Raw genomic sequence first — 22360 nt, forward strand, 5'->3', positions numbered from 1 at the left:
CCGATGATCCGATCCCTCGTCGCCGCACTGTGCGGTGTGCTCGCCGTTCTCGCGTCCGTGGTTGTCGGGGCCGCGCCTGCCGACGCCGAACCCCCGACGACGCGTGTGCTCCTGATCCCCGGTCAGTATCTGCCCGGAGCGGTGTTCCAGCCGATGGCCGACAACCTGACCTCCCGTGGCTATCCGGCCACGCCTCTCGACCTCCGCGGATTCGACATGAAGAAGGATGCCGCGGCGATCTCGGCGGCCGTCGACCGTATCCATCGCCAGCATCCCGGTGATCGCGTCGCACTGGTCGGGCACAGCATCGGCGGGGTCAGCGCCCGCTGGTACCTGAAGGAGATGGGCGGCGCCGACAAGGTCGCCACCTATGTCGCCTTCGGGAGCCCGCAGTACGGATCGCCCGGTGCCTGCGGACAGCAGGCCGGGCCCGAGGTGTGTCCTGGGACGCCGTTCCTGGCCACGTTGAACAAGGGCGACGACACACCCGGCCCGACCCGGTACTACGGCGTGCGCAGCGCCCGCGAATGGGTTGACGGACACCTCGACGGGGGCCAGTGCCGGGTCACTCCGATCCCGGCGAACGAATCGTTCCCGGCACTCGGTCTCGAGCACACCTTCGAGATGATCGATCCGAAGATCTGGGACGCGACCGTGGCCGCCGTCAACGGACAGTGCCGCGGTCGGTTCGTCACCGAACCCGACGGAGTGCTGACCTATCAGAAGTCCACGCTGCCGGGCGCGCCGGGACACCGCTGAGGCGGACCCGCGCCGGACCCGCGCGTCGGGTGCCGGAGGGTGCGAGCGGCCGCTCGGAGGTGGGCGGCCGCACATCGTTAGGGTGGTGACATGGCGACCTTGTGGGCAATCAGCGATCTTCACGTCGCCCACCGGGGGAACGAGCACATCGTCGATCTGCTCCGTCCTCAGGACAGTGGCGACTGGTTGATCGTGGCAGGCGACGTGGCCGAACGCACCGACGACATCGTCGACACACTCCGCAGGCTGCGCACCCGTTTCCACACGGTCGTGTGGGTCCCGGGCAACCACGAGTTGTACACGACGGCCAAGGATCCGCTGCAGATCCACGGTGTGGCCCGTTACGACTACCTCGTGCAGGCATGCCGCGACATCGGTGTGATCACCCCGGAGGACATCTATCCGCTCTTCCATCCGGGCAACGGCGCGACGCCGGTCCGGGTCGTGCCGATGTTCCTGCTGTACGACTACACATTCCGGCCGGAGGGCACCTCGACGACACTCACTGCCCTCGCGCTGGCCCGCGAACGCAACGTCGTCGCCACCGACGAGTTCCTCCTGTCGCCGGAACCGTTCCCGACCCGCGACGCCTGGGGACGGGCGCGGATCGAGGCCACCCGCACGCGCCTCGACGCACTCGATCCGTCCGAGCAGACCGTGCTGATCAATCACTGGCCACTGCGGCGCGAACCCACTGACGCACTGATGTACCCGGAGTTCGCGCTCTGGTGTGGCAGTGAGTTGACGGCCGACTGGCACACCCGATACCACGCGGCCTGCTGCGTCTACGGCCACCTGCACATCCCGCGCACGACCTGGTACGACGACGTGCGTTTCGAGGAGGTGTCCGTCGGCTATCCTCGTGAATGGAAGCGGCGGGGACTCCCGGAACCGCTGCTACGGGCCATCATCCCGGATCCCGGCCTGACCGAGGCCGACCTTCCCGGACACGGCGCACGGTTCGAGTTGCCGCCCGACTACGAGCGCCACGCCCAGGAGTTCGCCCGTCGGATCGCCGAACGTCGCGAACGCCGGGCCGCCCGAGGGGCCACCCGCACGACAACCGAGGAACAAGAGTGATCGAACAGCTCGTCCCGAGCGGTGTGGCCTCGGCCGAGGCCTTCGAGGATCCGCCCGGGCTCGAACCCATGCCCGCCGAGCGTTCCCTGATCGAACGCGCGGTCGACAAGCGACGTCGCGAGTTCGTCACGGCGCGCCACTGTGCGCGCGAGGCCATGTCTCAGTTGGGGATCGGGCCGACGCCGATCATGCGTGGCGAGCGGGGGATGCCGCTGTGGCCGGAGCGTGTCGTCGGAAGTCTGACGCACTGCGACGGTTACCGCGGCGCCGTCGTCGCCTACTCGCTGCAGGTCCGGTCGCTGGGCATCGACGCCGAACCCCATGACCGGCTGCCGGACGGGGTCCTCGAGCACACGAGCATCGATGCGGAGCGACAGGTGCTGGCCACTCGGCCCGATGGACTGCACTGGGACCGACTCCTGTTCTGCGCCAAGGAGGCCACGTACAAGGCGTGGTTTCCGGTCACCCAACGATGGCTGGGTTTCGAGGATGCCCACATCAGCTTCGAGCAGACCTCGCCGACGGGTGGGACGTTCGCCTCGCGCATCCTCGTCGACGGCTCGGCGATCGACGGTGGCGCCCCGCTGACCGAACTCACCGGACGGTGGCTCGTCGACCGCGGTCTGATCACGACCACGATCGCATTGACCTGACATGGCCGACGCATCCATCGAGAACGCCGGGCTGGTCATCGTGGACAAGGACCCCGGGATGACGAGTCACGATGTGGTCTCCAAGTGCCGGAAGTTGTTCGACACCAGGCGTATCGGGCATGCCGGCACCCTGGATCCGATGGCGACCGGCGTCCTCGTCGTCGGCGTCGAGCGGGCGACCAAACTGCTCGGTCTGCTCACCCTGACCACCAAGTCGTACGCCGCTACCATCCGCCTCGGCGCCGCCACCGACACCGATGACCGTGAAGGGCAGCAGATCTCGCGGACAGACGCGAGCCACCTCACCAACACGCAGATCGCCGCGGGGATCGCCGATCTGACCGGCGACATCCAACAGGTCCCGGCACGCGTGAGCGCGATCAAGGTCGACGGGCGGCGGGCGCACAGTCTGGCACGCACCGGCGCGGAGTTCGACCTGGCCGCCCGACCGGTGACGGTGTCGCGCTTCGACATCCGGGAGCTACGGCGTCCTCCGGTCCCTGAGGAGCCAGCGAGCGGAGCGAGCGAGCGTCTCGAAGGGTTCATCGACCTCGACGTCGAGGTCGACTGCTCGGCAGGCACCTACATCCGTTCGCTGGCACGCGATCTCGGCGCCGCCCTCGGGGTGGGGGGCCATCTGACCGCGTTGCGCAGGACCGCCGTCGGCCCCTTCACACTCGACCATGCTCGTACCCTTGCGACGCTGTCGGAAGGGCCACGGCTGTCGCTGACCATCGACGAGGCCGCGAAGATCTCCTTCCCGCATCGCGACATCGACGACGACGAGGCCGAGTCGATCAGCCAGGGTCGCTGGCTGACGCCCGTGGGACGCAAGGAGACCTATGTGGTCATCGACCCCGCGGGCCGCGCGATCGCATTGGTCCAGGAGAAGGGGCGCCGGGCGAGTTCGGTGATGGTCGTGCGACCCGCGACGCTCCGGTAGCCGCGGTGACTGCGGTGTCGAGGCTTGCGCGGGCCGGCTCGGTTCGCGCGGGTCGTCGACGGCCCGCGCCAACGACACCCGCGCGACCGGCGACGAGCCTCCGACGGTCCCGAATCCGGTCAGGCCGACGGGATCAAGAAGATCGCACGCGCGGCAACGTCACCGAGATCGATGTGGTCGCTGCCGTCGACCGAGATGGAGATCGTGCCTGCGAACGGTCGCTTCTCGACGACGGTGACGACGCGGTCCAGCGCCACGCCGACTTCGTCGAAGTAGCGCAACATGTCCGGATCGTCGTCGGAAATCCTTGCGACGGTGCCCGATTCGTCGACATCGAGGTCGGACAGGAGTTTGGCGTCGGGGCTGGGCACTGAGCCGTCGATCGCCGGGATCGGGTCACCGTGCGGATCCCGGCTGGGATAGCCGAGTTTCGCGTCCAGGCGTGACATCAGACGGTCGGACACCGCGTGTTCGAGGATCTCGGCCTCGTCGTGGACCTCGTCCCAGCCATAACCGAGTTCACGGACGAGGAATGTCTCGAGCAGACGGTGACGGCGCACCATGAGGATCGCGGCGGATCGTCCCTCGTCGGTGAGGGTGACCGCGCCGTACCGCTCGTGCGAGACCAAGCCCTGGTCGGCGAGCTTGCGGATCGCCTCGGACGCGGTCGATGCGGACACGCCGAGGCGTTCGGCGAGCATCTTCGTGGTCACCTTGACGTCGGCCCATTCCTGGACGGTCCAGATGACCTTCAGGTAGTCCTGTGTCACCGACGACAACTCGGTCACCGGGCGTTCGCCGGCCGACATGACGTCGCCGGACCCACCGGACTCTGACGTGCCGGGACCGGCCGTGGGGGACTGGGGCATTCCTCGAGCTTAGAACCTGCCCGATCCGAGAGCGACATGTGTCATCGCGTGTTGTCATCGGTCGGTGTCCGTTCAGCACCGATCGAGGTGGACGAAACACGCTGTTCATCACCAGCGGCCGGAAGTGGTTTGGGAACCGACCGGGCCGTAGGCTGGTGCGCGTGTTGCGTTGGCGAGGTCTCGAGGACATCCCCGCGGACTGGGGTAGGTGTGTGGTCACCATCGGTGTGTTCGACGGCGTTCATCGCGGTCATGCCCAACTGATCCACGCCGCGACCGCGGCGGCGGCCGAACGTGGTGTGCCGGCCGTGTTGATGACGTTCGATCCGCATCCGGCCGAGGTGGTCCGTCCCGGCACCCATCCGCCGCAGTTGACCACCCTGACGCGGCGGGCCGAACTCGCCGAGGAACTCGGGATCGACGTGTTCTGCGTGATGCCCTTCACCGCCGAACTCGCGTCGCGCTCGCCGAAGGACTTCGCGCACGACATCCTCGTCGAGACCCTGCACGCCGCCGATGTCGTCGTCGGAGACAACTTCACCTTCGGCAAGAAGGCTGCCGGTGACGTCGCCAAGCTCACCGAGCTCGGCCAGAAGTTCGGATTCGAGGTGCAGGGCATCTCGCTGTTCGGCGAACACGCCGTGACGTTCTCGTCGACCTACATCCGATCCTGCGTCGCCTCCGGCGACGTCGAGCTCGCCGCCGAGGCGCTCGGTCGCCCGCACAGGGTGGAGGGTGTTGTCGTCCGTGGAGACGGCCGCGGCCGCGAACTGGGCTTCCCCACCGCGAATGTCGCCCCGCCGATGTTCGCGGCAATCCCCGCCGACGGCGTCTACGCCGCCTGGTTCACCGTGCTGGGCGCCGGACCGGTCGTCGGTCAGGTGGTTCCGGGTGAGCGATATCAGGCCGCCGTCTCGGTCGGCACCAACCCGACGTTCTCCGGACGCACCCGCACCGTGGAGGCGTTCGTCCTGGACACCAGCGCGGATCTCTACGGCCAGCATGTCGCCGTCGACTTCGTCGGCCGGATCCGCGGGATGGTGAACTACGCCGAGGTCGACGACCTGATCACCGCGATCGCCGGTGATGTCGAGGAGACCCGGCGATTGTTGGCCAAGGCCGAGGACTGATCGACCTCTGCTGATCGACCTCTGCTGAGGAGTTCACCACGACTCGGCGGCCACCGGCACTCGGATTTGGGCAGGTGGGGGTGCCGCTGGTAGATTCGATCGCTGGCGTTGCTGCGGTCCGCGGTGGCGCGCCGTCTGTCGGAGCATCCGGGTGGATGCCGAGCAGAATCCGATGAACGCGGGACTGAGATATCAGGAGTTTTCCCATGGCACTGACTGCCGCGCAGAAGAAGGACATCCTGTCCGAGTACGGCCTGCACGAGACCGACACCGGTTCTCCGGAGGCGCAGGTCGCGCTGCTGACCAAGCGCATCACCGACCTGACCGAGCACCTCAAGGAGCACAAGCACGATCACCACAGCCGTCGTGGTCTGCTGCTTCTCGTCGGTCGCCGTCGCCGTCTGCTCAAGTACGTCGCCAAGGTCGACATCAACCGCTACCGCGCGCTCATCGAGCGCCTCGGACTGCGTCGCTGAGCGACGCGCCCGGCCCGCTCGACGGGCCCACGACCTCACGGCCGTTCTCGCACACCACGCGGGGACGGCCGTGTCGTTTATGCTGGTCGGTTCGCAATGATAGGCTGGCCAGTGATCGTTGCCGTGAAAGTCCTGCTGGACGTGACAAACGAGCAGATCGGTCCTCGGTAGTGGCCGCCGGAACGCCAACAGTTCCGGCCGCTTCGATCGAAGGCCGTCTGCGCACCAACCCGGCGCGCATCTCGAGATCGCGCGCCCCACACGACCGGCACTTCTCTCATGGCTCCGTTCCGGGTCGGCCCCTGCCCACGCAGGCGTCGCCGCACTCTGTGGTGCGTGCCGAAGTGAGCCGATCCGCATTCGAGAATCGCAGTCGCCGGGAGTCGGCGGCTGACACGAAGGGACTCTGACGACCACATGACCGATGTGACAAACCCCGGCGTCGACACCGACGCCGACTACGACGACTCGATCACCGAGGCGACCGCCGTGATCGACAACGGGAGCTTCGGCACCCGCACCATCCGATTCGAGACCGGCCGCCTGGCCCTGCAGGCCGCCGGATCGGTCACCGCATACCTCGATGACGAGACGATGCTGCTGTCCACCACCACCGCGTCCAAGCAGCCGAAGGAGCATTTCGACTTCTTCCCGCTGACCGTCGACGTCGAAGAGCGCATGTATGCCGCGGGCCGTATTCCCGGATCGTTCTTCCGTCGTGAGGGCCGCCCGTCCACCGACGCCATCCTGACCTGCCGCCTCATCGACCGGCCGCTGCGTCCGTCGTTCGTCGACGGACTCCGCAACGAGATCCAGGTCGTCGTGACCGTCATGTCGCTGGATCCCAAGGATCTCTACGACGTCGTGGCCATCAACGCCGCATCTGCTTCGACCCAGCTCGCCGGCCTCCCGTTCTCGGGCCCCGTCGGTGGCGTCCGGGTCGCGCTGATCCCGACAGAGGAGAACAAGGCGGGCCAGTGGGTCGCCTTCCCGACCGTCGAGCAGCTCGAAGGTGCCGTCTTCGACATGGTCGTCGCCGGACGGATCGTGTCCGGTCAGGGCGATTCCGCCGACGTCGCGATCATGATGGTCGAGGCGGAGGCCACGGAGAACGTCATCGACATCATCGCCGGCGGTGCGCAGGCGCCGACCGAGGCGATCGTCGCCGAGGGCCTCGAGGCCGCCAAGCCGTTCATCGCCCGCCTCTGTGAGGCGCAGAAGTCGCTGGCCGCCGCGGCAGCCAAGGAGACCGGCGAGTTCCCGCTGTTCCCGCCGTACGAGTCCGACGTGTACGACGCAGTCGCCGCCGCCGCGACCGATCGTCTGTCCGAGATCCTCACGATCCCGGCCAAGCAGGAGCGCGACGACAAGACCGACGAACTCAAGGCCGACATCCTCCGGCAGCTCGGCGAGCAGTTCGAGGGTCGCGAGAAGGAGATCGGCGGCGCCTACCGGTCGCTCACCAAGAAGCTGGTCCGCCAGCGCATCCTGACCGATCACTTCCGCATCGACGGCCGTGGCATCACCGACATCCGCTCGCTCTCCGCCGAGGTCGCGGTGATCCCGCGGGCACACGGCAGCGCACTGTTCGAGCGGGGCGAGACCCAGATCCTGGGCGTCACCACCCTGGACATGGTCAAGATGGCCCAGCAGATCGACTCGCTCGGACCCGAGACGAGCAAGCGCTACATGCATCACTACAACTTCCCGCCGTACTCGACGGGTGAGACCGGCCGCGTCGGGTCGCCCAAGCGTCGCGAGATCGGCCACGGCGCCCTCGCCGAGCGAGCTCTCGTCCCGGTGATCCCGAGTGTCGAGGACTTCCCGTATGCGATCCGTCAGGTGTCGGAAGCGTTGGGCTCCAACGGTTCCACCTCGATGGGTTCGGTGTGTGCCTCGACGATGGCGTTGCTGAACGCCGGCGTCCCGCTGCGGGCCCCGGTCGCCGGCATCGCGATGGGGCTGGTCTCCGACACCGTCGACGGCGAGACCCGTTATGTCGCACTGACCGACATCCTCGGCGCCGAGGATGCCTTCGGCGACATGGACTTCAAGGTCGCGGGCACGAAGGACTTCGTCACCGCCCTGCAGCTCGACACCAAGCTCGACGGCATCCCGTCGCAGGTCCTCGCGGGTGCGCTCAGCCAGGCCAAGGACGCCCGGCTGACCATTCTCGACGTCATGGCCGAGGCCATCGACGAGCCCGACGAGATGAGCCCGTACGCACCGCGTATCACCACCATCAAGATCCCGATGGACAAGATCGGTGAGTTGATCGGTCCGAAGGGCAAGACGATCAACGGCATCACCGAGGAGACCGGCGCCAACATCTCGATCGAGGACGACGGCACGGTGTTCATCGGCGCCGCCGACGGTGTCTCCGCGCAGGCCGCGATCGACCGCGTCAACGCGATCGCCAACCCGCAGCTGCCGAAGGTGGGTGAGCGGTTCCTCGGAACCGTCGTCAAGACCACCGCTTTCGGTGCGTTCGTCTCCCTGCTCCCGGGTCGCGACGGCCTCGTGCACATCTCGAAGCTGGGCAAGGGCAAGCGCATCAACAAGGTCGAGGACGTCGTGAACGTGGGCAGCAAGCTCCGCGTCGAGATCGCCGACATCGACGACCGCGGCAAGATCAGCCTCGTCCCGGTCGACGAGGACGCCACAGCCTCGGCCGACGCTGAAGCGGTCACCGCCGACGCGTGATCGACAGCATCTGATCAGCACCGTCTGATCGGTGCACAGCCGCCACGGCCCGCCACCCGTCCCCGGGTGGTGGGCCGTGGACGTCTCGCTAGGCTGAGCGACAGCAACGCCTCGCTCATCGGTCAGACAGAGGCGCGTTCGAAGTGTGATGACGTCCGACGATGCAAAGGGGGCGAGGACCGTGGTGGAACACCGGCCCAGGGTCCCGGCCGACAAACTCACGGTTCCGCGGCGCCGACGACGCGATGACGTGGACCGTGCGACGGTTGCCGATCTCGTGGTGACCGCCCCGGTCGTCGGCTCGGCGGCGATGTCGGTGCGTGAGGCGGCGGCGCTCATGACCGAGCGCCGCCAGGATTACATGCTGATCCCGTTGTCGGAGGGCAGCTACGGCGTGCTGACCGATGCCGACATCCGCGCGCGGGTGGTCGCGGCGGGGCGCGGGGCGGACGTGTCGGTCGGCGATCTGGTGACGGCGCCCGTGTCCGGCGTGCAGCGGGACCTGGCGGCGGTCGACGCCTTGACGGAGTTGCTGGACCGCGGTCTGACCGTGATGCCGGTCCTCGATCCGGCGGGCGAGGTCATCGGTGTCGTGGCCGCGGCCGACTTCATCGCGGCTCCTGCGGGACCGGGAATGTCGTTGCGCGGCCAGATCGCTCGCGCCGCGAATGCCGACGACCTCCAGGAGCGCGCGCGCCGGATCCCGTACCTGGTCGCCGACCTGCTCCGTCGTGAGCAACCGATCCACGAGATCACTGCCGTCGCATCGCTCATCCACGACGCCGTCGTCCGTCGCGCGCTCGAACTCGTACTCGCCGGACACCCGGAGTTGGATTCGTCGGCGGTCACGTGGTTGTCGTTGGGCAGCAACGCGCGTCGGGAACCGGTGCTCACCTCCGACATCGACTCGGCCGTCTCGTTCGACGACAGGCTGGACGACACCCAGATGTCAGGATTCCGAACCGCGTTCGAGGAGATCGACGCCATCCTGCGTGGCGGCGGGATCAGCATCGACGAGAACGGTGCCATCGCCTCGAAGCCGCTCTTCGCCAGAACACATGCCCAGTGGGGCGAAGCGGCCCGCACGTGGATCGATGCGCCGCTGGAGAACAAGGGGATGATCTTCACCTCGCTGCTGTTGGACGCCAGGCCGATCTGGGGTGACGACGGGCTGTCCGCGGTCGGCGAGGTGTTCACCGATCTGCGATCCCATCCCGCGACGATGGGATTGCTCCTGGCGGAGGCACTGTCCTACAAGGCGCGTCTCCGGTCGATGCGGGATGTCCTCGCGCGCCGCGGCGACACGTTCGACATCAAGACACATGCCCTCACGCCGCTGATCAACATCGCGCGGTGGGCGGCCTTGAGTGTGGGAGCTTGCGCCCTCGACACCCGGGCACGTCTGCGTGCGGCCGCCGGCAGCCCGATGATGACCGCCGACCAGTCGGCCACCCTCATCGAGGTCTTCGATGTGCTGCAACGGGTTCGGCTGACCTATCAGGTGGCGCAGTTCGACCGGGGCGAGGCCGTGTCCGACGTCCTGGAGATGAAGAGGCTGTCGCCGCTGGACCGCAGCCTCGTCGCGCAGGCGGTCCGGGAGGTCGCGGGCACCCAGCGTCGGATGACGAACATGAGTCACTATCTGAAGGTCGCCGACTAGGTCGGCCCCGAGACATCATGTGCCTCATCCTGTTCGCGTGGAACGCGCATCCGCGGCATCGGCTGGTGGTCGCGGCCAACCGCGACGAGTATCACCGGCGCGCCACCAGCCCACTCGGGCGCTGGCCCGATCTGCCGATCGTCGCCGGACGTGACCGTCTGGCGGGCGGGACATGGATGGGCGTGAACGCCGACGACCCTTCCCGGTTCGCGATGGTCACCAATGTCCGCGTCGGGCGACCGGCGCCGGCCGGGCCGCGGTCACGGGGCGAACTGCCCGTCCGATTCCTCTCCGGCGACGACACTCCGGAATCATTCGCGGTCGGGGTCGCGCGCGACGGTACGGAGTATCACCCGGTGAACCTGTTGATGGGCGACGCCGACGACCTCTGGTGGGTCACCAATCATCCCGAGCCCCACGCTCAACGGGTATCGGACGGGGTACACGGTCTGTCCAACGGAGCGCTGGACAGTGACTGGCCCAAGGTGACGGACGGTCGCGCCGCCCTGGCTGATCTGGTCGCTGCCGAGCAGACCGCGTCGGTCGAGCCGTATCTCACACTGCTCGCCGACCGCCACCGCCCGCCCGACGATCGGCTCCCGTCCACCGGCATGCCGCACGAGCTCGAACAGCAGCTCGGGCCGATCTTCGTCGACACGCGCGGATACGGGACGCGGGCGTCGACCGCGCTCCGAATCGGGTACGACGGCACGGGGGAGATGACCGAACGGCGGTACACCTGGCGGGGCCGTCGACGCGGGACGACGACGATCAGACTCGGGTGATCGGGTCGCCGTCCGTCGTCGACAGGGTCGAACCGTGGCGGTGCGATCAGGCCAACGGGAACAATGCGACCGGGATGTCGAGTGCGGCACCGACTTCCGGGGTGAACAGGTCGCCGTCGTGGGTGCTGAGACCGGCGGCCAGCGTCGCGTCGTCGTGGCAGGCCTGCTCCCAGCCCTTGTCGGCCAGACGCAGTACGTAGGGGAGTGTCGCGCCGGTGAGGGCCATCGTCGACGTGCGTGCGACCGTGCCGGGCATGTTGGCCACGCAGTAGAACACGGTGTCGTGCACCGCGAAGGTCGGATCGTCGTGGGTGGTCGGACGTGAGTCCTCGAAGCAACCGCCCTGATCGATGGCGATGTCGACGAGCACGGCACCGGGCTTCATCTGGGCGACGAGGCTGTTGGGGACCAGGACCGGCGCCTTCGCCCCGGGGAGGAGCACGGCGCCGATGACGAGGTCGGCCTCGCGGACGGCCTCGGCGAGGGCCAGGCCGGTGCTGTAGCGCGTGTGGACGCGTCCGGCGAAGCGGGCGTCCACCGCGCGCAGTTTGGCGATGTCGATGTCGAAGACCGTCACCTGCGCGCCCATGCCGACGGCAATGGTGGCGGCGTTGACGCCGCTCACTCCCGCCCCGATCACGACCACGTTCGCCGGTTCGGTACCCGGGACCCCGCCCATGAGCACTCCGCGACCGCCCTCGGAGCGCATCAGGTGGTAGGCCCCGACCTGCGGTGCGAGACGTCCGGCGACCTCGCTCATCGGCGCCAGCAGAGGAAGCGAACCGTCGGCCGCGCGCACGGTCTCGTACGCGATGGAGGTGGTCTGCGAGGCCAACAGTGCTTCGGTGCACGGACGGCTCGCGGCGAGGTGCAGATAGGTGAACACGGTCTGGCCCCGCCGCAGCAGGGGATACTCGGCCGCGATCGGTTCCTTGACCTTGAGCAGGAGGTCGGCCTGCTCCCACACCTGGTCGGCGGTGGACAGGATCTGGGCCCCGGCCTCTTTGTAGTCGTTGTCGTGGAACGACGAGCCCTCGCCGGCGCCGGCCTGGATCACGACGTCGTGGCCGCGATGATGGAGTTCGGCGACGCCCGCGGGCGTGATGGCGACTCGGTACTCGTTGTTCTTGATCTCGGTGGGGATTCCGACGCGCATGGCGGCTCTCCTGACGATGGTGGGTGTGGTGGCGGGCGCGCGACACCCTCAGCTGTGTAGTGGTGCGGATCGCGCGGTGCTGAATCAAGCGTGAAGGAACATCGAAGATCTCACAATGTCTGTGAGTAATATTCTCTTCGAAGTGCAATCACTCGAAGAATCATCGAGCAGAGGGTGTGACATGGCTGCTACGCCGAAGGATGTTCGGGCGGGCCAGCCCGCCTTGGACGAGACCGATCGGACGCTGCTGCGTCTTCTGCAGACCGATGCCCGGATGCCGAACAGTGAACTGGCCGCACGTGCCGGGATCGCGCCGTCGACGTGCCACGGACGGGTCCGTCGGCTCACCGATGTCGGCGTCATCCGAGGCTTCTTCGCCGACGTCGACCCTGCCGCGGTCGGACGACCCCTGCGCGCGATGGTGGCGGTGAGTCTGCAGGCCGAGGCGCGCGGTGAGATCCGGCACTTCGTCGGTGAGATCGAACGGCACGACGAGGTCATCGACGTGTTCTTCCTGGCCGGCACCGACGACTATCTCCTGCACGTCGCGACCGCCGACACCGATGCGTTGCGGCAGTTCGTCGAGATGCTGAACGCGCGCCGGGAGGTCGCCGGCACCACCACGTCGCTCGTCTTCGAACACCGCCGGGGTGGTGCGCCGATCTTCTGAGCGTTCGGGCGCCATAGAATCGTGGACCGGGCCGAACATGAGCAATCGAAGGGACTTCTCGGATGTCAGTTGATGCACAGCCAGGTGATGTGCGGGTGGGTGTGTTCGGTAGCGCGGGCAAGGTCGGTCAGGCCATCGTCTCCGCGGTCGAGGCCGCCGACGACCTGACCTTCACGGTCGGTGTCGACAAGGGCGACTCACCCGAGTCGTTCGTTGCGACGCGGACATCGGTCGTCGTCGACTTCACTCATCCGAGCGTCGTGATGGACAACCTGGAGTTCTTGATCCGCAACGGGATTGACGCCGTCGTCGGGACGACCGGATTCACCGAGGAACGTCTGGCACAGGTGCGTGGCTGGCTCGCCGACAGTCCGGGAGTCGGTGTCCTCATCGCGCCGAACTTCGCGATCGGCGCCGTGCTGTCGATGCGCTTCGCCGCGCAGGCGGCGCGCTTCTACGACTCGGTCGAGGTCATCGAACTCCATCACCCCCACAAGGCCGACGCGCCGTCGGGGACCGCCTACCGCACCGCCTCGCTCATCGCGCAGGCGCGCGCCGACGCCGGGGTGGGGCCGAGTCCGGACGCCACCACCGACGAACTCGACGGTGCCCGGGGTGCCGTCGTCGACGACGTCCGGGTGCATTCGGTGCGCTTGGCAGGCCTGGTCGCGCACCAGGAGGTGCTGCTCGGAACCGAGGGTGAGACCCTCACCATCCGGCACGACTCGCTGGACCGCACGTCGTTCGCCCCCGGCGTGTTGCTCGGGGTGCGGCAGATCGGTGGCCGTCCGGGCCTCACCGTCGGTCTCGACGAACTGATGGACCTCTAGGGCCGACGGACCTGCAGTCGAGAACGGACGGAACGCCCATGGCAGCCGACCCCCAGAGGCCTCAGAAGGACGGCCCCCAGAAGCGGGACGCACAGAAGCGCGACCCCCAGAAGCGCGACGCCCGACCGATCGTCTGGATGATCGGATTCCTCGTCGTCGCGCTCGTCGTCTATTTCGGCATCCTCGGTTGGCGTGCGTTCGATCTGATCGCCTCCGGGACGGTCGCCGGCATCGGTGTGGGCATCGGCGTGCTGATCCTGCCGTTCATCGGGGCATGGCTCATCTTCGCGACCTTGCGCGCGGGGATCGAGCACCAACGGCTCGCGCGCGTGATGGCCGAGGAAGGACGGGAACTCGACGTCTCGGAGCTACCACGACGGGCGTCCGGCCGGATCGAGCGGGATGCCGCCGACGAACTGTTCGCAACGGTGAAGGCGGAGTGGGAGGCCGATCCGACGGATTGGCACAACACGTATCGAATCGCCCGAGCCTATGACTACGCCGGCGATCGCAGCCGTGCCCGGGAGATGATGAGGCGAGCCGTCACGCAGTACAAGGAGGAGCAGCAGCGCGAGGAGCCGCAGTGAGTACCGTGCTGATCATCCACCACACGCCGTCGCCGCACTGCCAGGAGATGTTCGAGGCGGTGGTCTCGGGTGCGACCGATCCCGAGATCGAGGGCGTGGATGTCGTCCGTCGCGCCGCGCTCGCCGTCACCCCGACCGACATGCTCGCCGCCGACGGCTACATCCTCGGCACGCCTGCCAACCTCGGCTACATGAGTGGGGCGCTGAAGCACGCCTTCGACACCTGTTACTACCAGATCCTGGATTCGACCCAGGGGCGTCCGTACGGCCTCTACCTGCACGGGAATCAGGGCACCGAGGGCGCGGAGAAGGCGATCGACGCCATCACCACCGGCCTGGGATGGGCCCGGGCCGCCGAGACGGTGGTGGTCTCGGGAGCACCGGACTCCGATGCGCGGGAAGCCTGCTGGGAACTCGGGGCCACGGTTGCGGCGGGGCTCATGCCCTGAGATGTGGTGCGACGTAAACTCGCTGTCGTGAGCATGGCCATCCGAGACGTCACGCCGGCGGGCGACATCCCCACCCCGTACGAGGATCTGCTGCGACTGGTCCTCGACAGCGGGACACCCAAGGCCGATCGGACGGGCACCGGCACCCGAAGTCTGTTCGGACACCAGTTGCGGTACGACCTGAGTGCGGGATTCCCGCTGATCACCACGAAGAAGGTCCATCTCAAGTCGATCATCTACGAGTTGCTGTGGTTCCTGCGCGGCGACTCGAACGTGCGGTGGCTGCAGGATCGTGGCGTGACGATCTGGGACGAATGGGCCGACCTCAACGGTGACCTCGGACCCGTCTACGGCGTGCAGTGGCGCAGCTGGCCGACCCCCTCCGGCGAGCACGTCGATCAGATCTCCGCCGCCCTGGAACTCCTCCGATCCGATCCCGATTCGCGCCGCAACATCGTGTCCGCGTGGAATGTGGGGGAGATCCCGCAGATGGCGCTCCCGCCCTGTCACGCGTTCTTCCAGTTCTACGTCGCGGAGGGCAAACTCTCGTGCCAGCTGTATCAGCGCAGTGCCGACCTGTTCCTCGGGGTGCCGTTCAACATCGCCTCCTACGCGCTCCTGACGCACATGATGGCGCAGCAGGCGGGCCTCGACGTCGGCGAGTTCGTGTGGACCGGCGGTGATTGCCACATCTACGATAACCACGTCGATCAGGTCCGGTTGCAGCTCTCGCGTGAACCGTACCCGTATCCGACGCTCCACCTGCGGCGACGGGACTCGCTGTTCGACTACAGCTTCGACGACTTCGAGATCGTGGGCTACGAGTCGCATCCGGGGATCAAGGCCCCGGTGGCCGTCTGATGGGCGCCACGATCACGCTGCTCTGGGCGCAGGACCGTGTCGGTGCGATCGGCCGCGCGGGCGGTATACCGTGGCGCGTTCCGGAGGACATGCGTCGTTTTCGGGAGATCACCGGCGACCGTCCGGTCGTGATGGGTCGCAAGACGTGGGAGTCGTTGCCGGACCGCGCGCGTCCACTGCCCGGCCGTCGCAACGTCGTCATCACCCGGGCCGCGGTGTTCGACGCCGACGGTGCCGAGGTGGTCCACTCGCTCGACGACGCCCTCGCGCTGGTCTCCGGTCCGGTCACCGTGATCGGCGGCGGGCAGATCTACGAGGCATCGATCGATGTCGCCACTCATCTGCGGATCACCGAGATCGATGTGCTCGTCGACGCCGCGGACGCGTTCGCGCCCGAGATCGATCCGTACGCCTGGGAGGTCGACGTCACCGGGCCGTGGGAGACGTCGTCGACCGGCACGCGCTACCGGTTCATCGACTACGTGCGCCACACGGGGGCCGGCACGGCCCGCCGAGGGGTCTGACACACAGGTATGCCCCCGACCGACGTCTCCGCGGCGCAGGCCCGACGAATCGCGCTCGCCGCACAGGGTTTCACCGACCGGCTGCCGTCCGGACCGCCGACGGCGGCGAATCTACGACGGGTGATCGGTCGCGCGCGGCTGTTCCAGATGGACTCGGTCAGCATCGCCGCACGAGCCCACTACATGCCGATGTTCAGCCGGCTCGGTCCCTATGATCCCGGCCTTCTCGAACGGGCCGCGTGGCGGCCGCGTCGGGGCAAGCGGTTGCTCGTCGAGTACTGGGCACACGAGGCGGCGCTGATACCGGTCGACGACTGGCCACTCTTCGGTTGGCGCCGAGACGAATTCCGTGACGGTCGATACCGGTACACCCGAGATGTCATGCAGCGCAACCGTGAGCTGGCCGCCGATGTCCGCGACGTCATCGCCGAGACCGGGGCCAGCACACCGAAGCAGATCGAGGAGCACCTCGGCATCGAGCGGCCCGCCGGGGTACCCGGTGGCTGGTGGCATCGGGGAGAGGTCAAGCATGTGTGCGAGGCGATGTTCGCATCGGGCGACCTTTCGGCGGTGCGCAACGAGAACTTCGTCCGTCACTACGATCTGACCGAGCGGGTCATCGGGACGGAAACTGCGCGACGTCACGTCGACAGGGCGACCGCCCATCGCGAGCTGACCGCACGAGCGGCGTCGGCGCTGGGCGTGGCCACCGTCGCCGATCTCGCGGACTATTACCGGACCAAGGCCGTGGACGTGCGTCCTGCCGTTGCCGACCTCGTAGACTCCGGAGCGCTGATCCCCGTCGGCGTCCAGGGGTGGCGGGACCCGGCGTACCTTTCGTCCTCGGCGGTGATACCGCGGCGGGTCGACCGCACCGCGATCCTGTCGCCCTTCGACCCGCTGGTGTTCTTCCGTCCTCGCGCGGAGCGGCTGTTCGACTTCCACTACCGCATCGAGATCTATGTGCCCGAACACAAACGGGTGCACGGCTACTACGTGCTGCCGTACCTCATCGGCACCGAGATGGTGGCTCGCGTCGATCTCAAGGCGGACCGGCGCGCCGGCGACCTGCTCGTCCTGGCATCGCACCTCGAGGACGGACAGTCCGCCGACGACGTCGCGGCACGACTGGCGGTCGACCTGGGTGTGATGGCGCGATGGCTGGATCTGGATCGGGTCCGGGTCGTCGACCGCGGAGATCTGGCGGCGCCACTCGCCGCGGCCGTGACGTCGGCAGCGCTCGACGCCGGACACTGACCGTCAGGACGTACGCACGACCATCTTCCCGGTGTTCTCACCGCGCATGAGCCCGAGGAAGGCGCCGACGGCGTTGTCGATGCCGTCGACGACGGTCTCGTCGTGCACGACCTTCCCGTCGGCGAACCACGCCGACATCTCCCGGTTGAACTCGGCGGCCTGGTCGAAGTGATGGCCGACGGTGAAGCCCTTCAGGGTGAGGCCGCGCGTGATGATGTTGGCCATGTTCGACGGCCCGGGGGTTCGAGTCGTGCTGTTGTACTGGGCGATCGCGCCACACAGCGCCGCCCGGCCGCCGTCGTTGAACGAATCGAGGGCCGCCTCGAGGTGGTCGCCGCCGACGTTGTCGAAGTAGACGTCGATGCCGTCGGGCGCGGCCTCGCGTAGTTGCTTGCGGACCGAGGGCTCGTCCTTGTAGTCGAAGGCGGCGTCGTAGCCGTACCGATCGGTCAGCAGCGCGACCTTCTCGGCCGAGCCGGCCGAGCCGATGACCCGCTTCGCGCCTTTGAGCCGGGCGATCTGCCCCGCGGCGGTCCCGACCGCTCCGGCGGCGCCGGAGATGAAGACGGTGTCCCCGGGCTGCATCGTCGCGATGGTCAGCAGGCCGACGTAGGCGGTGAGTCCGGTCATTCCCAGGAGGCCGAGATAGACCGAGGACTGCACACCCTCCGGGGGCTCGGGGAGCACGCGGAACCCTCCGGCGTCCTCCTGCACGATGTTGCGCCAGCCGTACTGATGGGTCACGAGCGCGCCGACCGGCAGGTCGTCGACCGTGGTCTCGACGACGCGGCCGACGGCCCCACCGGTCATCGTCTCGTCGAGGGCGAACGGCGGTATGTAACTGCGGGTGTCGATCATTCGCCCCCGCATGTACGGGTCGACGGAGACGAACTCGTTGGCCACACGGACCTGGCCCTGGGGCAGGTCATCGTAATCGACTGTGACGGTGCGGAAGTCGTCGTCGGTGGGCCACCCCACGGGTCGGTTGACGAGCTGGATCTGGGTGCTGGTGTGGGTCATCATTGCCTTTCGGGTCGGTGTGTCAGGCGGCGGAGATCGCCAGAGCGACGAGCGCGATCAGTGGCGCGCCGAGTTGGACGAGCGCAGGTCGGGTCTTGGTGCGATCCGAGATCAGCAGGACGAGTCCGGCCGCGACCATCGAACCGCAGCCGGCGACCACCAGGGTCGGGCCGATCGTGGTCGCGCCGGCGAGCAGCGTGACGGCGCCGACCGCGGCGATGACCGCCAGGAACAAGTTGTAGAAACCCTGGTTGAACGCCAATTCTCGAGTTGCGGCAGCCTCGGTCTCGGTGGTGCCGAATACGGCCCGCCCGCGCGGCGACGTCCACCACAACGATTCCAGTACGAAGATGTACACGTGGATGGCTGCTGCCACCAGAGCGAGTACCGCTGCGAACTGTCCCATCGCGACCTCCGATATTGTGTACTGACCGTTCCACAATAGGGCTAGACTGGTCGCAAGACAACCAGCATCGACGATCGGGCGGAGGGGCCGACATGGGCCGGACGCAGGCGTATGACACCGCCGAGGTGGTGGGAGCTGCGCGAAATCTGTTCTGGAAGAATGGGTTCGACGCTGTGTCCGTGGCCGACGTGGAGCGGGCCACCGGATTGTCGCGGTCGAGCATCTATCACGCCTTCGGCAGCATGAGAGGGCTGTTCGACGTCGCCGTGCAGGATTATCTCGACGTCATCGTCCGTCCGCGACTGCGGCCGCTCCTCGCCGACGAGATCGATCCGGACGCGGTGGTCGACTACCTCACGGGGCTGGCCACGGCGATGTCGTCGCTCGGCGATGCCGGCGAACCCACCGGTTGTCTGCTGGTGGGCTCGGCGGCCACGTCGCTCGGCGACGACGCGGCGGTCCGGGAGGTGATCGCCGCCTATCACGGGGAACTGTTGTCCGCCCTCGCGTCCGGGGTCCGGGCGCGATGTCCGGACCGCGACGACGCGGAGATCGCCGAGCTGGCGGCGTCGATCGCCGGGGCGGTGATCGCGGCGATGACGCTGGCACGGGTGAACCGGTCCGAGGCGGTGCGACTCCTCGGCGTGACCGCCGCCGGGATCGGTGGATCCGGCCGCGCCGCGCCGTGGCCCGGCGGTGCGCGCGGCGGTGCGAGATGACATGCTCATGGGCGACGTTTCGAGGCGGACGTATCCGACAAGGAGGCTGAGATGGCGGTTTCGTATCAGGGCAAGGACTATCAGTTGGTGATGTTCGACCTCGACGACACCCTTGCGCCGTCGAAGAGCCCCATGGACGACGAGATGCTCGCGCTCATGCGCCGGATGCTCGACCGCAGTCTCGGGTGCATCATCTCCGGCGGTCGTTTCGAACAGTTCGACACGCAGGTGCTCGCCCGGATCGGCGTGTTCGACTCCATCGGCAACCTCCACCTGATGCCGACCTGCGGGACCCAGTATGTCCGGTGGTCGGGGAGCGGGTGGGAGACGGTCTACGCCGAATATCTCAGTGATGACGAGAAGTCGCGCACTCTCGATGTCCTCGAGACCGGTGCCAGGGAGCTCGGTCTGTGGGAGGCCGAGACCTGGGGCCCGATCCTCGAGGACCGGGGTAGTCAGATCACCTTCAGCGCGCTCGGTCAGTCGGCGCCCGTGGACGCGAAGGCGGCCTGGGATCCCGTTGGCAGCAAGAAGGAGGCGCTGCGCGCGTACGGTGCGCAACGCCTGCCCGACCTCGAGGTGCGCAGTGGCGGTTCGACATCCGTCGACGTCACGAAGAAGGGCATCGACAAGGCCTATGGAGCGCGCAAGCTGATGGACATCCTCGAACTGGGCGTCGACGACATCTTGTTCTTCGGTGACCGCCTGGACGAGGGCGGGAACGATCGGCCGGTCAAGGATCTCGGCATCGAGTCGATCGCGGTGCACGGCTGGCGCGACACCTACGACAAGTTGTCGGCCATCGTCGACGGCTGATCCCGCCGGCCGGGAACACGAGCACAGTCCGGCGTTTCACGCCGGTCCGTCGGAACGCCTGTCGCGCTGCGGAATCACCGACGACGACGCGGGATCACCGACGACGACGCGGGATCACCGACGACGACGCGGAATCGCCTGCAGCGATCCGCGATCGGCGGTAACACGGTCCCTGTCAGTCGACGGGCCGGCCGACCGGTTGGACGCGTTGCGTTCCGGACGCCACACGGAACGACCGTGCGTGATAACGGCCGGTCCGCGGGTCGGTCTTGTCGTTCACGAAGTACCAGTCCATCTGGGCTGCCGACGGAGTCACGGTCAGCACCGCATACCCATGGGCGTCGAAGTCGTTCCACCGCACATGGTGGTTGGCGGCCATGATCGCCGCGGGTACGGCGTTGCCGACGGTGTGCTCGGGTACGCCGATGATGTCGTCGACGTTCGACGAGGTGACCGAGGGCACCACCAACTCGGTCGCCACCGTTCCAGCACCCGGATATCTGCCCGCGTCCACCGGGACATCGCAGGCCCACGACGAGTGGATGTCGCCGGTGATGAACACGACGTTGTCCACACTGTCGGCCCGGATCGCGTCGAGCAGACGTCGTCGGTCTGCGGTGTAGCCGTCCCATTGATCGGCGTTGTACGGAACCCCGCCCTTGGGTAGGCCGAGCATCTCGGTGAGTGCAGCTGCGTTGCGTTCATCGAGTGGCGGTAGCAGGACGGGCGAGATCATCACGGGATTGCCGACGATCTGCCAACGCGTCGTCGAGGATGTCAGGCCTCCGGTGAGCCAGTTCATCTGCGCGGCACCGGTGATGCTACGCTGCGGGTCGTCGATCGCCGTGGAGGTCGCCGACACCTGCTGGTCGCGGTAGGTCCGCAGATCGAGCATCGACAACTCGAGCAGGCGGCCGTAGCGCAGTCGGCGGTAGAGGTGCCGTCCGGTCCCGGATGCCTGCGGACGCACCGGCATCCACTCGAAGTACGCCTTTTCGGAGGCGGCCTTGCGGGCGGACCAGGGTCCTTCGCCCGGTCCGTGGTTCTCCGCGCCACCCTTCCACGAGTCGTTGGCGGACTCGTGGTCGTCCCAGGTGCAGATCCACGGCAGCAGTCGGTGCAACTCGGTCAGATCGGGGTCGGTCTTGTACTGGGAATGCCGAATCCGATAGTCCCGCAACGTGATCGTCTCGTTGGCGGGTTCGGTGCGACGGACCGTTCCGGAGTTTCCGGTGTATCCGCCGGTCTCGTACTCGTAGAAGTAGTCGCCGAGATGCACGATGGCGGACAGATCACGGTGCGAGCGGAGATGTCGGTAGGCGCCGAAATATCCTGCCTCCCAGTTGGAACAGGACACCACGCCGAAGCGGATTCGACTCACGTCGGCGCCGACGGCAGGTGCCGTGCGCGTGTGTCCCGTCGCCGACACCGCGCCCTGCGCGGGTCCGCCGGTGACGCGAAACCGGTACGTGTAGCGGGTGTTCGGCGACAGGCCGCCGACGTCGACCTTGACGGTGTGGTCGGCCGTGGCGGTCGCGCGCACTGTGCCGGACGCGACGACGCCGGTGAAGGACTCGTCGCGCGCGACCTCCCACACGACATCCGTCGCCGGCCCGACCCCGGACCCGGGGCGCGCCGAGGCCGTCGGGGTCACGCGGGTCCACAGGATCACACCGTCGGGCAACGGATCACCCGACGCGACGCCATGGGCGAAGACCGTCGACCGTGAGGGTGCCGCCGATGCGCGTCCGGCGGCCACGGGCAGGGCGGCTCCGGCGGCCGCGACCCCGGCGGCCAGGAAGGTCCGACGCGGTGTCCCGGTCCGAGAGCTGGTCGGACGAGGCGGCTGAGCGGGCACTGTGGATCGATCCCCCGATTGTTCGAGCCACCGACACGTCCGAGGTGTCCGGTGGGCTGCTGACACATCGCCGATCATCATGCGCCATCGCGAGGTCCGGGCGCGAGTGAATCACCGACCTCGGAGTGGACCGAGCAGGTGGTTTGCCG

At 67.7% G+C, this 22360-nt stretch carries 23 protein-coding genes; 18 read left to right on the top strand and 5 right to left on the bottom strand.

Features of this window, described 5'->3' with window-relative positions:
• Positions 1-3: 3 nt before the first annotated feature.
• From QSJ19_RS04165 to truB, 4 genes are all read left to right on the top strand, one after another.
• Positions 4-759, top strand: a complete 756-nt coding sequence (locus tag QSJ19_RS04165) for an esterase/lipase family protein (protein WP_286318472.1) — start codon at positions 4-6, stop codon at positions 757-759.
• Positions 760-849: 90 nt separating this feature from the next.
• Positions 850-1839: a metallophosphoesterase family protein gene (locus QSJ19_RS04170; protein ID WP_286318474.1), complete on the top strand. Its 990-nt coding sequence runs from the start codon at positions 850-852 to the stop codon at positions 1837-1839.
• The gene (locus tag QSJ19_RS04175; RefSeq protein ID WP_286318475.1) at positions 1836-2492 is read left to right on the top strand and encodes a 4'-phosphopantetheinyl transferase family protein; all 657 of its coding nucleotides are present in this window, start codon (positions 1836-1838) and stop codon (positions 2490-2492) included. The genes QSJ19_RS04170 and QSJ19_RS04175 overlap by 4 nt, the downstream gene beginning before the upstream one ends.
• Position 2493: 1 nt before the next feature.
• The gene (gene truB, locus QSJ19_RS04180) at positions 2494-3435 is read left to right on the top strand and encodes a tRNA pseudouridine(55) synthase TruB (protein ID WP_286318476.1); all 942 of its coding nucleotides are present in this window, start codon (positions 2494-2496) and stop codon (positions 3433-3435) included.
• A gap of 119 nt (positions 3436-3554) precedes the next feature.
• Here truB and QSJ19_RS04185 read toward each other — a convergent pair whose 3' ends face one another.
• Positions 3555-4244, bottom strand: a complete 690-nt coding sequence (locus tag QSJ19_RS04185; protein WP_286318543.1) for a metal-dependent transcriptional regulator — start codon at positions 4242-4244, stop codon at positions 3555-3557.
• 221 nt (positions 4245-4465) lie between these two features.
• Here QSJ19_RS04185 and QSJ19_RS04190 point away from each other — a divergent pair, with 221 nt between their 5' ends.
• From QSJ19_RS04190 to QSJ19_RS04210, 5 genes are all read left to right on the top strand, one after another.
• The gene (locus QSJ19_RS04190) at positions 4466-5434 is read left to right on the top strand and encodes a bifunctional riboflavin kinase/FAD synthetase (protein ID WP_286318477.1); all 969 of its coding nucleotides are present in this window, start codon (positions 4466-4468) and stop codon (positions 5432-5434) included.
• A gap of 206 nt (positions 5435-5640) precedes the next feature.
• Complete coding sequence (rpsO, locus tag QSJ19_RS04195; protein WP_187581996.1) at positions 5641-5910, top strand: 30S ribosomal protein S15; 270 nt, start codon at positions 5641-5643, stop codon at positions 5908-5910.
• 417 nt (positions 5911-6327) lie between these two features.
• The gene (locus QSJ19_RS04200; protein ID WP_286318478.1) at positions 6328-8613 is read left to right on the top strand and encodes a polyribonucleotide nucleotidyltransferase; all 2286 of its coding nucleotides are present in this window, start codon (positions 6328-6330) and stop codon (positions 8611-8613) included.
• A 148-nt stretch (positions 8614-8761) separates the two neighbouring features.
• Positions 8762-10273, top strand: coding sequence for a putative nucleotidyltransferase substrate binding domain-containing protein (locus QSJ19_RS04205; protein ID WP_286318480.1), 1512 nt, complete (start codon positions 8762-8764; stop codon positions 10271-10273).
• A 17-nt stretch (positions 10274-10290) separates the two neighbouring features.
• Positions 10291-11058 carry an NRDE family protein gene (locus tag QSJ19_RS04210; protein ID WP_286318482.1) on the top strand — a complete coding sequence of 256 codons (768 nt, stop codon included), beginning with the start codon at positions 10291-10293 and terminating at the stop codon, positions 11056-11058.
• A gap of 46 nt (positions 11059-11104) precedes the next feature.
• On the opposite strand, the gene ald is transcribed toward QSJ19_RS04210, so the two are convergent.
• Positions 11105-12214, bottom strand: a complete 1110-nt coding sequence (gene ald, locus QSJ19_RS04215) for an alanine dehydrogenase (RefSeq protein WP_286318483.1) — start codon at positions 12212-12214, stop codon at positions 11105-11107.
• Positions 12215-12395: 181 nt separating this feature from the next.
• Between ald and QSJ19_RS04220 the strand changes: the two genes are divergently transcribed.
• From QSJ19_RS04220 to QSJ19_RS04250, 7 genes are all read left to right on the top strand, one after another.
• Entirely contained in the window at positions 12396-12884 is a 489-nt protein-coding gene (locus QSJ19_RS04220) for an Lrp/AsnC family transcriptional regulator (RefSeq protein ID WP_286318485.1), read from the top strand.
• 62 nt (positions 12885-12946) lie between these two features.
• Positions 12947-13714 (top strand): 4-hydroxy-tetrahydrodipicolinate reductase, encoded by a 768-nt coding sequence (gene dapB / locus QSJ19_RS04225; protein ID WP_286318486.1) that lies wholly within the window; start codon positions 12947-12949, stop codon positions 13712-13714.
• Positions 13715-13752: 38 nt separating this feature from the next.
• A complete protein-coding gene (locus QSJ19_RS04230) occupies positions 13753-14301 on the top strand; it encodes a hypothetical protein (protein ID WP_502876085.1) in 549 nt (182 codons plus the stop codon).
• A gap of 47 nt (positions 14302-14348) precedes the next feature.
• Positions 14349-14750, top strand: coding sequence for a flavodoxin family protein (locus QSJ19_RS04235; RefSeq protein ID WP_286318547.1), 402 nt, complete (start codon positions 14349-14351; stop codon positions 14748-14750).
• A 27-nt stretch (positions 14751-14777) separates the two neighbouring features.
• Positions 14778-15611: a thymidylate synthase gene (locus tag QSJ19_RS04240; RefSeq protein WP_286318488.1), complete on the top strand. Its 834-nt coding sequence runs from the start codon at positions 14778-14780 to the stop codon at positions 15609-15611.
• Positions 15611-16135 (top strand): dihydrofolate reductase, encoded by a 525-nt coding sequence (locus tag QSJ19_RS04245; RefSeq protein WP_286318490.1) that lies wholly within the window; start codon positions 15611-15613, stop codon positions 16133-16135. Before QSJ19_RS04240 ends, QSJ19_RS04245 begins: the two co-directional genes overlap by 1 nt.
• A 9-nt stretch (positions 16136-16144) precedes the next feature.
• Positions 16145-17392, top strand: coding sequence for a winged helix-turn-helix domain-containing protein (locus QSJ19_RS04250; protein ID WP_286318492.1), 1248 nt, complete (start codon positions 16145-16147; stop codon positions 17390-17392).
• A gap of 3 nt (positions 17393-17395) precedes the next feature.
• Here the strand turns inward: QSJ19_RS04250 and QSJ19_RS04255 are convergent, their stop codons facing one another.
• Entirely contained in the window at positions 17396-18412 is a 1017-nt protein-coding gene (locus tag QSJ19_RS04255) for an NADP-dependent oxidoreductase (RefSeq protein ID WP_286318494.1), read from the bottom strand.
• A gap of 22 nt (positions 18413-18434) precedes the next feature.
• Entirely contained in the window at positions 18435-18818 is a 384-nt protein-coding gene (locus QSJ19_RS04260; RefSeq protein ID WP_286318495.1) for a DUF1304 domain-containing protein, read from the bottom strand.
• A 92-nt stretch (positions 18819-18910) separates the two neighbouring features.
• Here QSJ19_RS04260 and QSJ19_RS04265 point away from each other — a divergent pair, with 92 nt between their 5' ends.
• Both QSJ19_RS04265 and QSJ19_RS04270 read left to right on the top strand, forming a co-directional pair.
• Positions 18911-19537, top strand: coding sequence for a TetR/AcrR family transcriptional regulator (locus tag QSJ19_RS04265; RefSeq protein WP_286318496.1), 627 nt, complete (start codon positions 18911-18913; stop codon positions 19535-19537).
• A gap of 51 nt (positions 19538-19588) precedes the next feature.
• Positions 19589-20353, top strand: a complete 765-nt coding sequence (locus QSJ19_RS04270; protein WP_286318498.1) for an HAD-IIB family hydrolase — start codon at positions 19589-19591, stop codon at positions 20351-20353.
• Between the two features lie 175 nt (positions 20354-20528).
• Here the strand turns inward: QSJ19_RS04270 and QSJ19_RS04275 are convergent, their stop codons facing one another.
• Positions 20529-22211 (bottom strand): alkaline phosphatase D family protein, encoded by a 1683-nt coding sequence (locus QSJ19_RS04275; protein ID WP_502876086.1) that lies wholly within the window; start codon positions 22209-22211, stop codon positions 20529-20531.
• Positions 22212-22360 lie beyond the last annotated feature (149 nt).

Origin of the sequence: Gordonia sp. ABSL11-1 (assembly GCF_030315685.1) — a bacterium.
In the GTDB taxonomy this organism is placed as follows: Bacteria; Actinomycetota; Actinomycetes; order Mycobacteriales; family Mycobacteriaceae; genus Gordonia.

Bases quoted from the DNA above. Each gene is read 5' to 3' on its own strand.
- QSJ19_RS04165 (WP_286318472.1), top strand. From the start codon at position 4: ATGATCCGATCCCTCGTCGCCGCACTGTGCGGTGTGCTCGCCGTTCTC.
- QSJ19_RS04170 (WP_286318474.1), top strand. From the start codon at position 850: ATGGCGACCTTGTGGGCAATCAGCGATCTTCACGTCGCCCACCGGGGG.
- truB (WP_286318476.1), top strand. From the start codon at position 2,494: ATGGCCGACGCATCCATCGAGAACGCCGGGCTGGTCATCGTGGACAAG.
- QSJ19_RS04185 (WP_286318543.1), bottom strand. From the start codon at position 4,244: ATGTCGGCCGGCGAACGCCCGGTGACCGAGTTGTCGTCGGTGACACAG.
- rpsO (WP_187581996.1), top strand. From the start codon at position 5,641: ATGGCACTGACTGCCGCGCAGAAGAAGGACATCCTGTCCGAGTACGGC.
- QSJ19_RS04200 (WP_286318478.1), top strand. From the start codon at position 6,328: ATGACCGATGTGACAAACCCCGGCGTCGACACCGACGCCGACTACGAC.
- QSJ19_RS04205 (WP_286318480.1), top strand. From the start codon at position 8,762: ATGACGTCCGACGATGCAAAGGGGGCGAGGACCGTGGTGGAACACCGG.
- QSJ19_RS04210 (WP_286318482.1), top strand. From the start codon at position 10,291: ATGTGCCTCATCCTGTTCGCGTGGAACGCGCATCCGCGGCATCGGCTG.
- ald (WP_286318483.1), bottom strand. From the start codon at position 12,214: ATGCGCGTCGGAATCCCCACCGAGATCAAGAACAACGAGTACCGAGTC.
- QSJ19_RS04220 (WP_286318485.1), top strand. From the start codon at position 12,396: ATGGCTGCTACGCCGAAGGATGTTCGGGCGGGCCAGCCCGCCTTGGAC.
- dapB (WP_286318486.1), top strand. From the start codon at position 12,947: ATGTCAGTTGATGCACAGCCAGGTGATGTGCGGGTGGGTGTGTTCGGT.
- QSJ19_RS04230 (WP_502876085.1), top strand. From the start codon at position 13,753: ATGGCAGCCGACCCCCAGAGGCCTCAGAAGGACGGCCCCCAGAAGCGG.
- QSJ19_RS04235 (WP_286318547.1), top strand. From the start codon at position 14,349: ATGTTCGAGGCGGTGGTCTCGGGTGCGACCGATCCCGAGATCGAGGGC.
- QSJ19_RS04245 (WP_286318490.1), top strand. From the start codon at position 15,611: ATGGGCGCCACGATCACGCTGCTCTGGGCGCAGGACCGTGTCGGTGCG.
- QSJ19_RS04250 (WP_286318492.1), top strand. From the start codon at position 16,145: ATGCCCCCGACCGACGTCTCCGCGGCGCAGGCCCGACGAATCGCGCTC.
- QSJ19_RS04255 (WP_286318494.1), bottom strand. From the start codon at position 18,412: ATGACCCACACCAGCACCCAGATCCAGCTCGTCAACCGACCCGTGGGG.
- QSJ19_RS04260 (WP_286318495.1), bottom strand. From the start codon at position 18,818: ATGGGACAGTTCGCAGCGGTACTCGCTCTGGTGGCAGCAGCCATCCAC.
- QSJ19_RS04265 (WP_286318496.1), top strand. From the start codon at position 18,911: ATGGGCCGGACGCAGGCGTATGACACCGCCGAGGTGGTGGGAGCTGCG.
- QSJ19_RS04270 (WP_286318498.1), top strand. From the start codon at position 19,589: ATGGCGGTTTCGTATCAGGGCAAGGACTATCAGTTGGTGATGTTCGAC.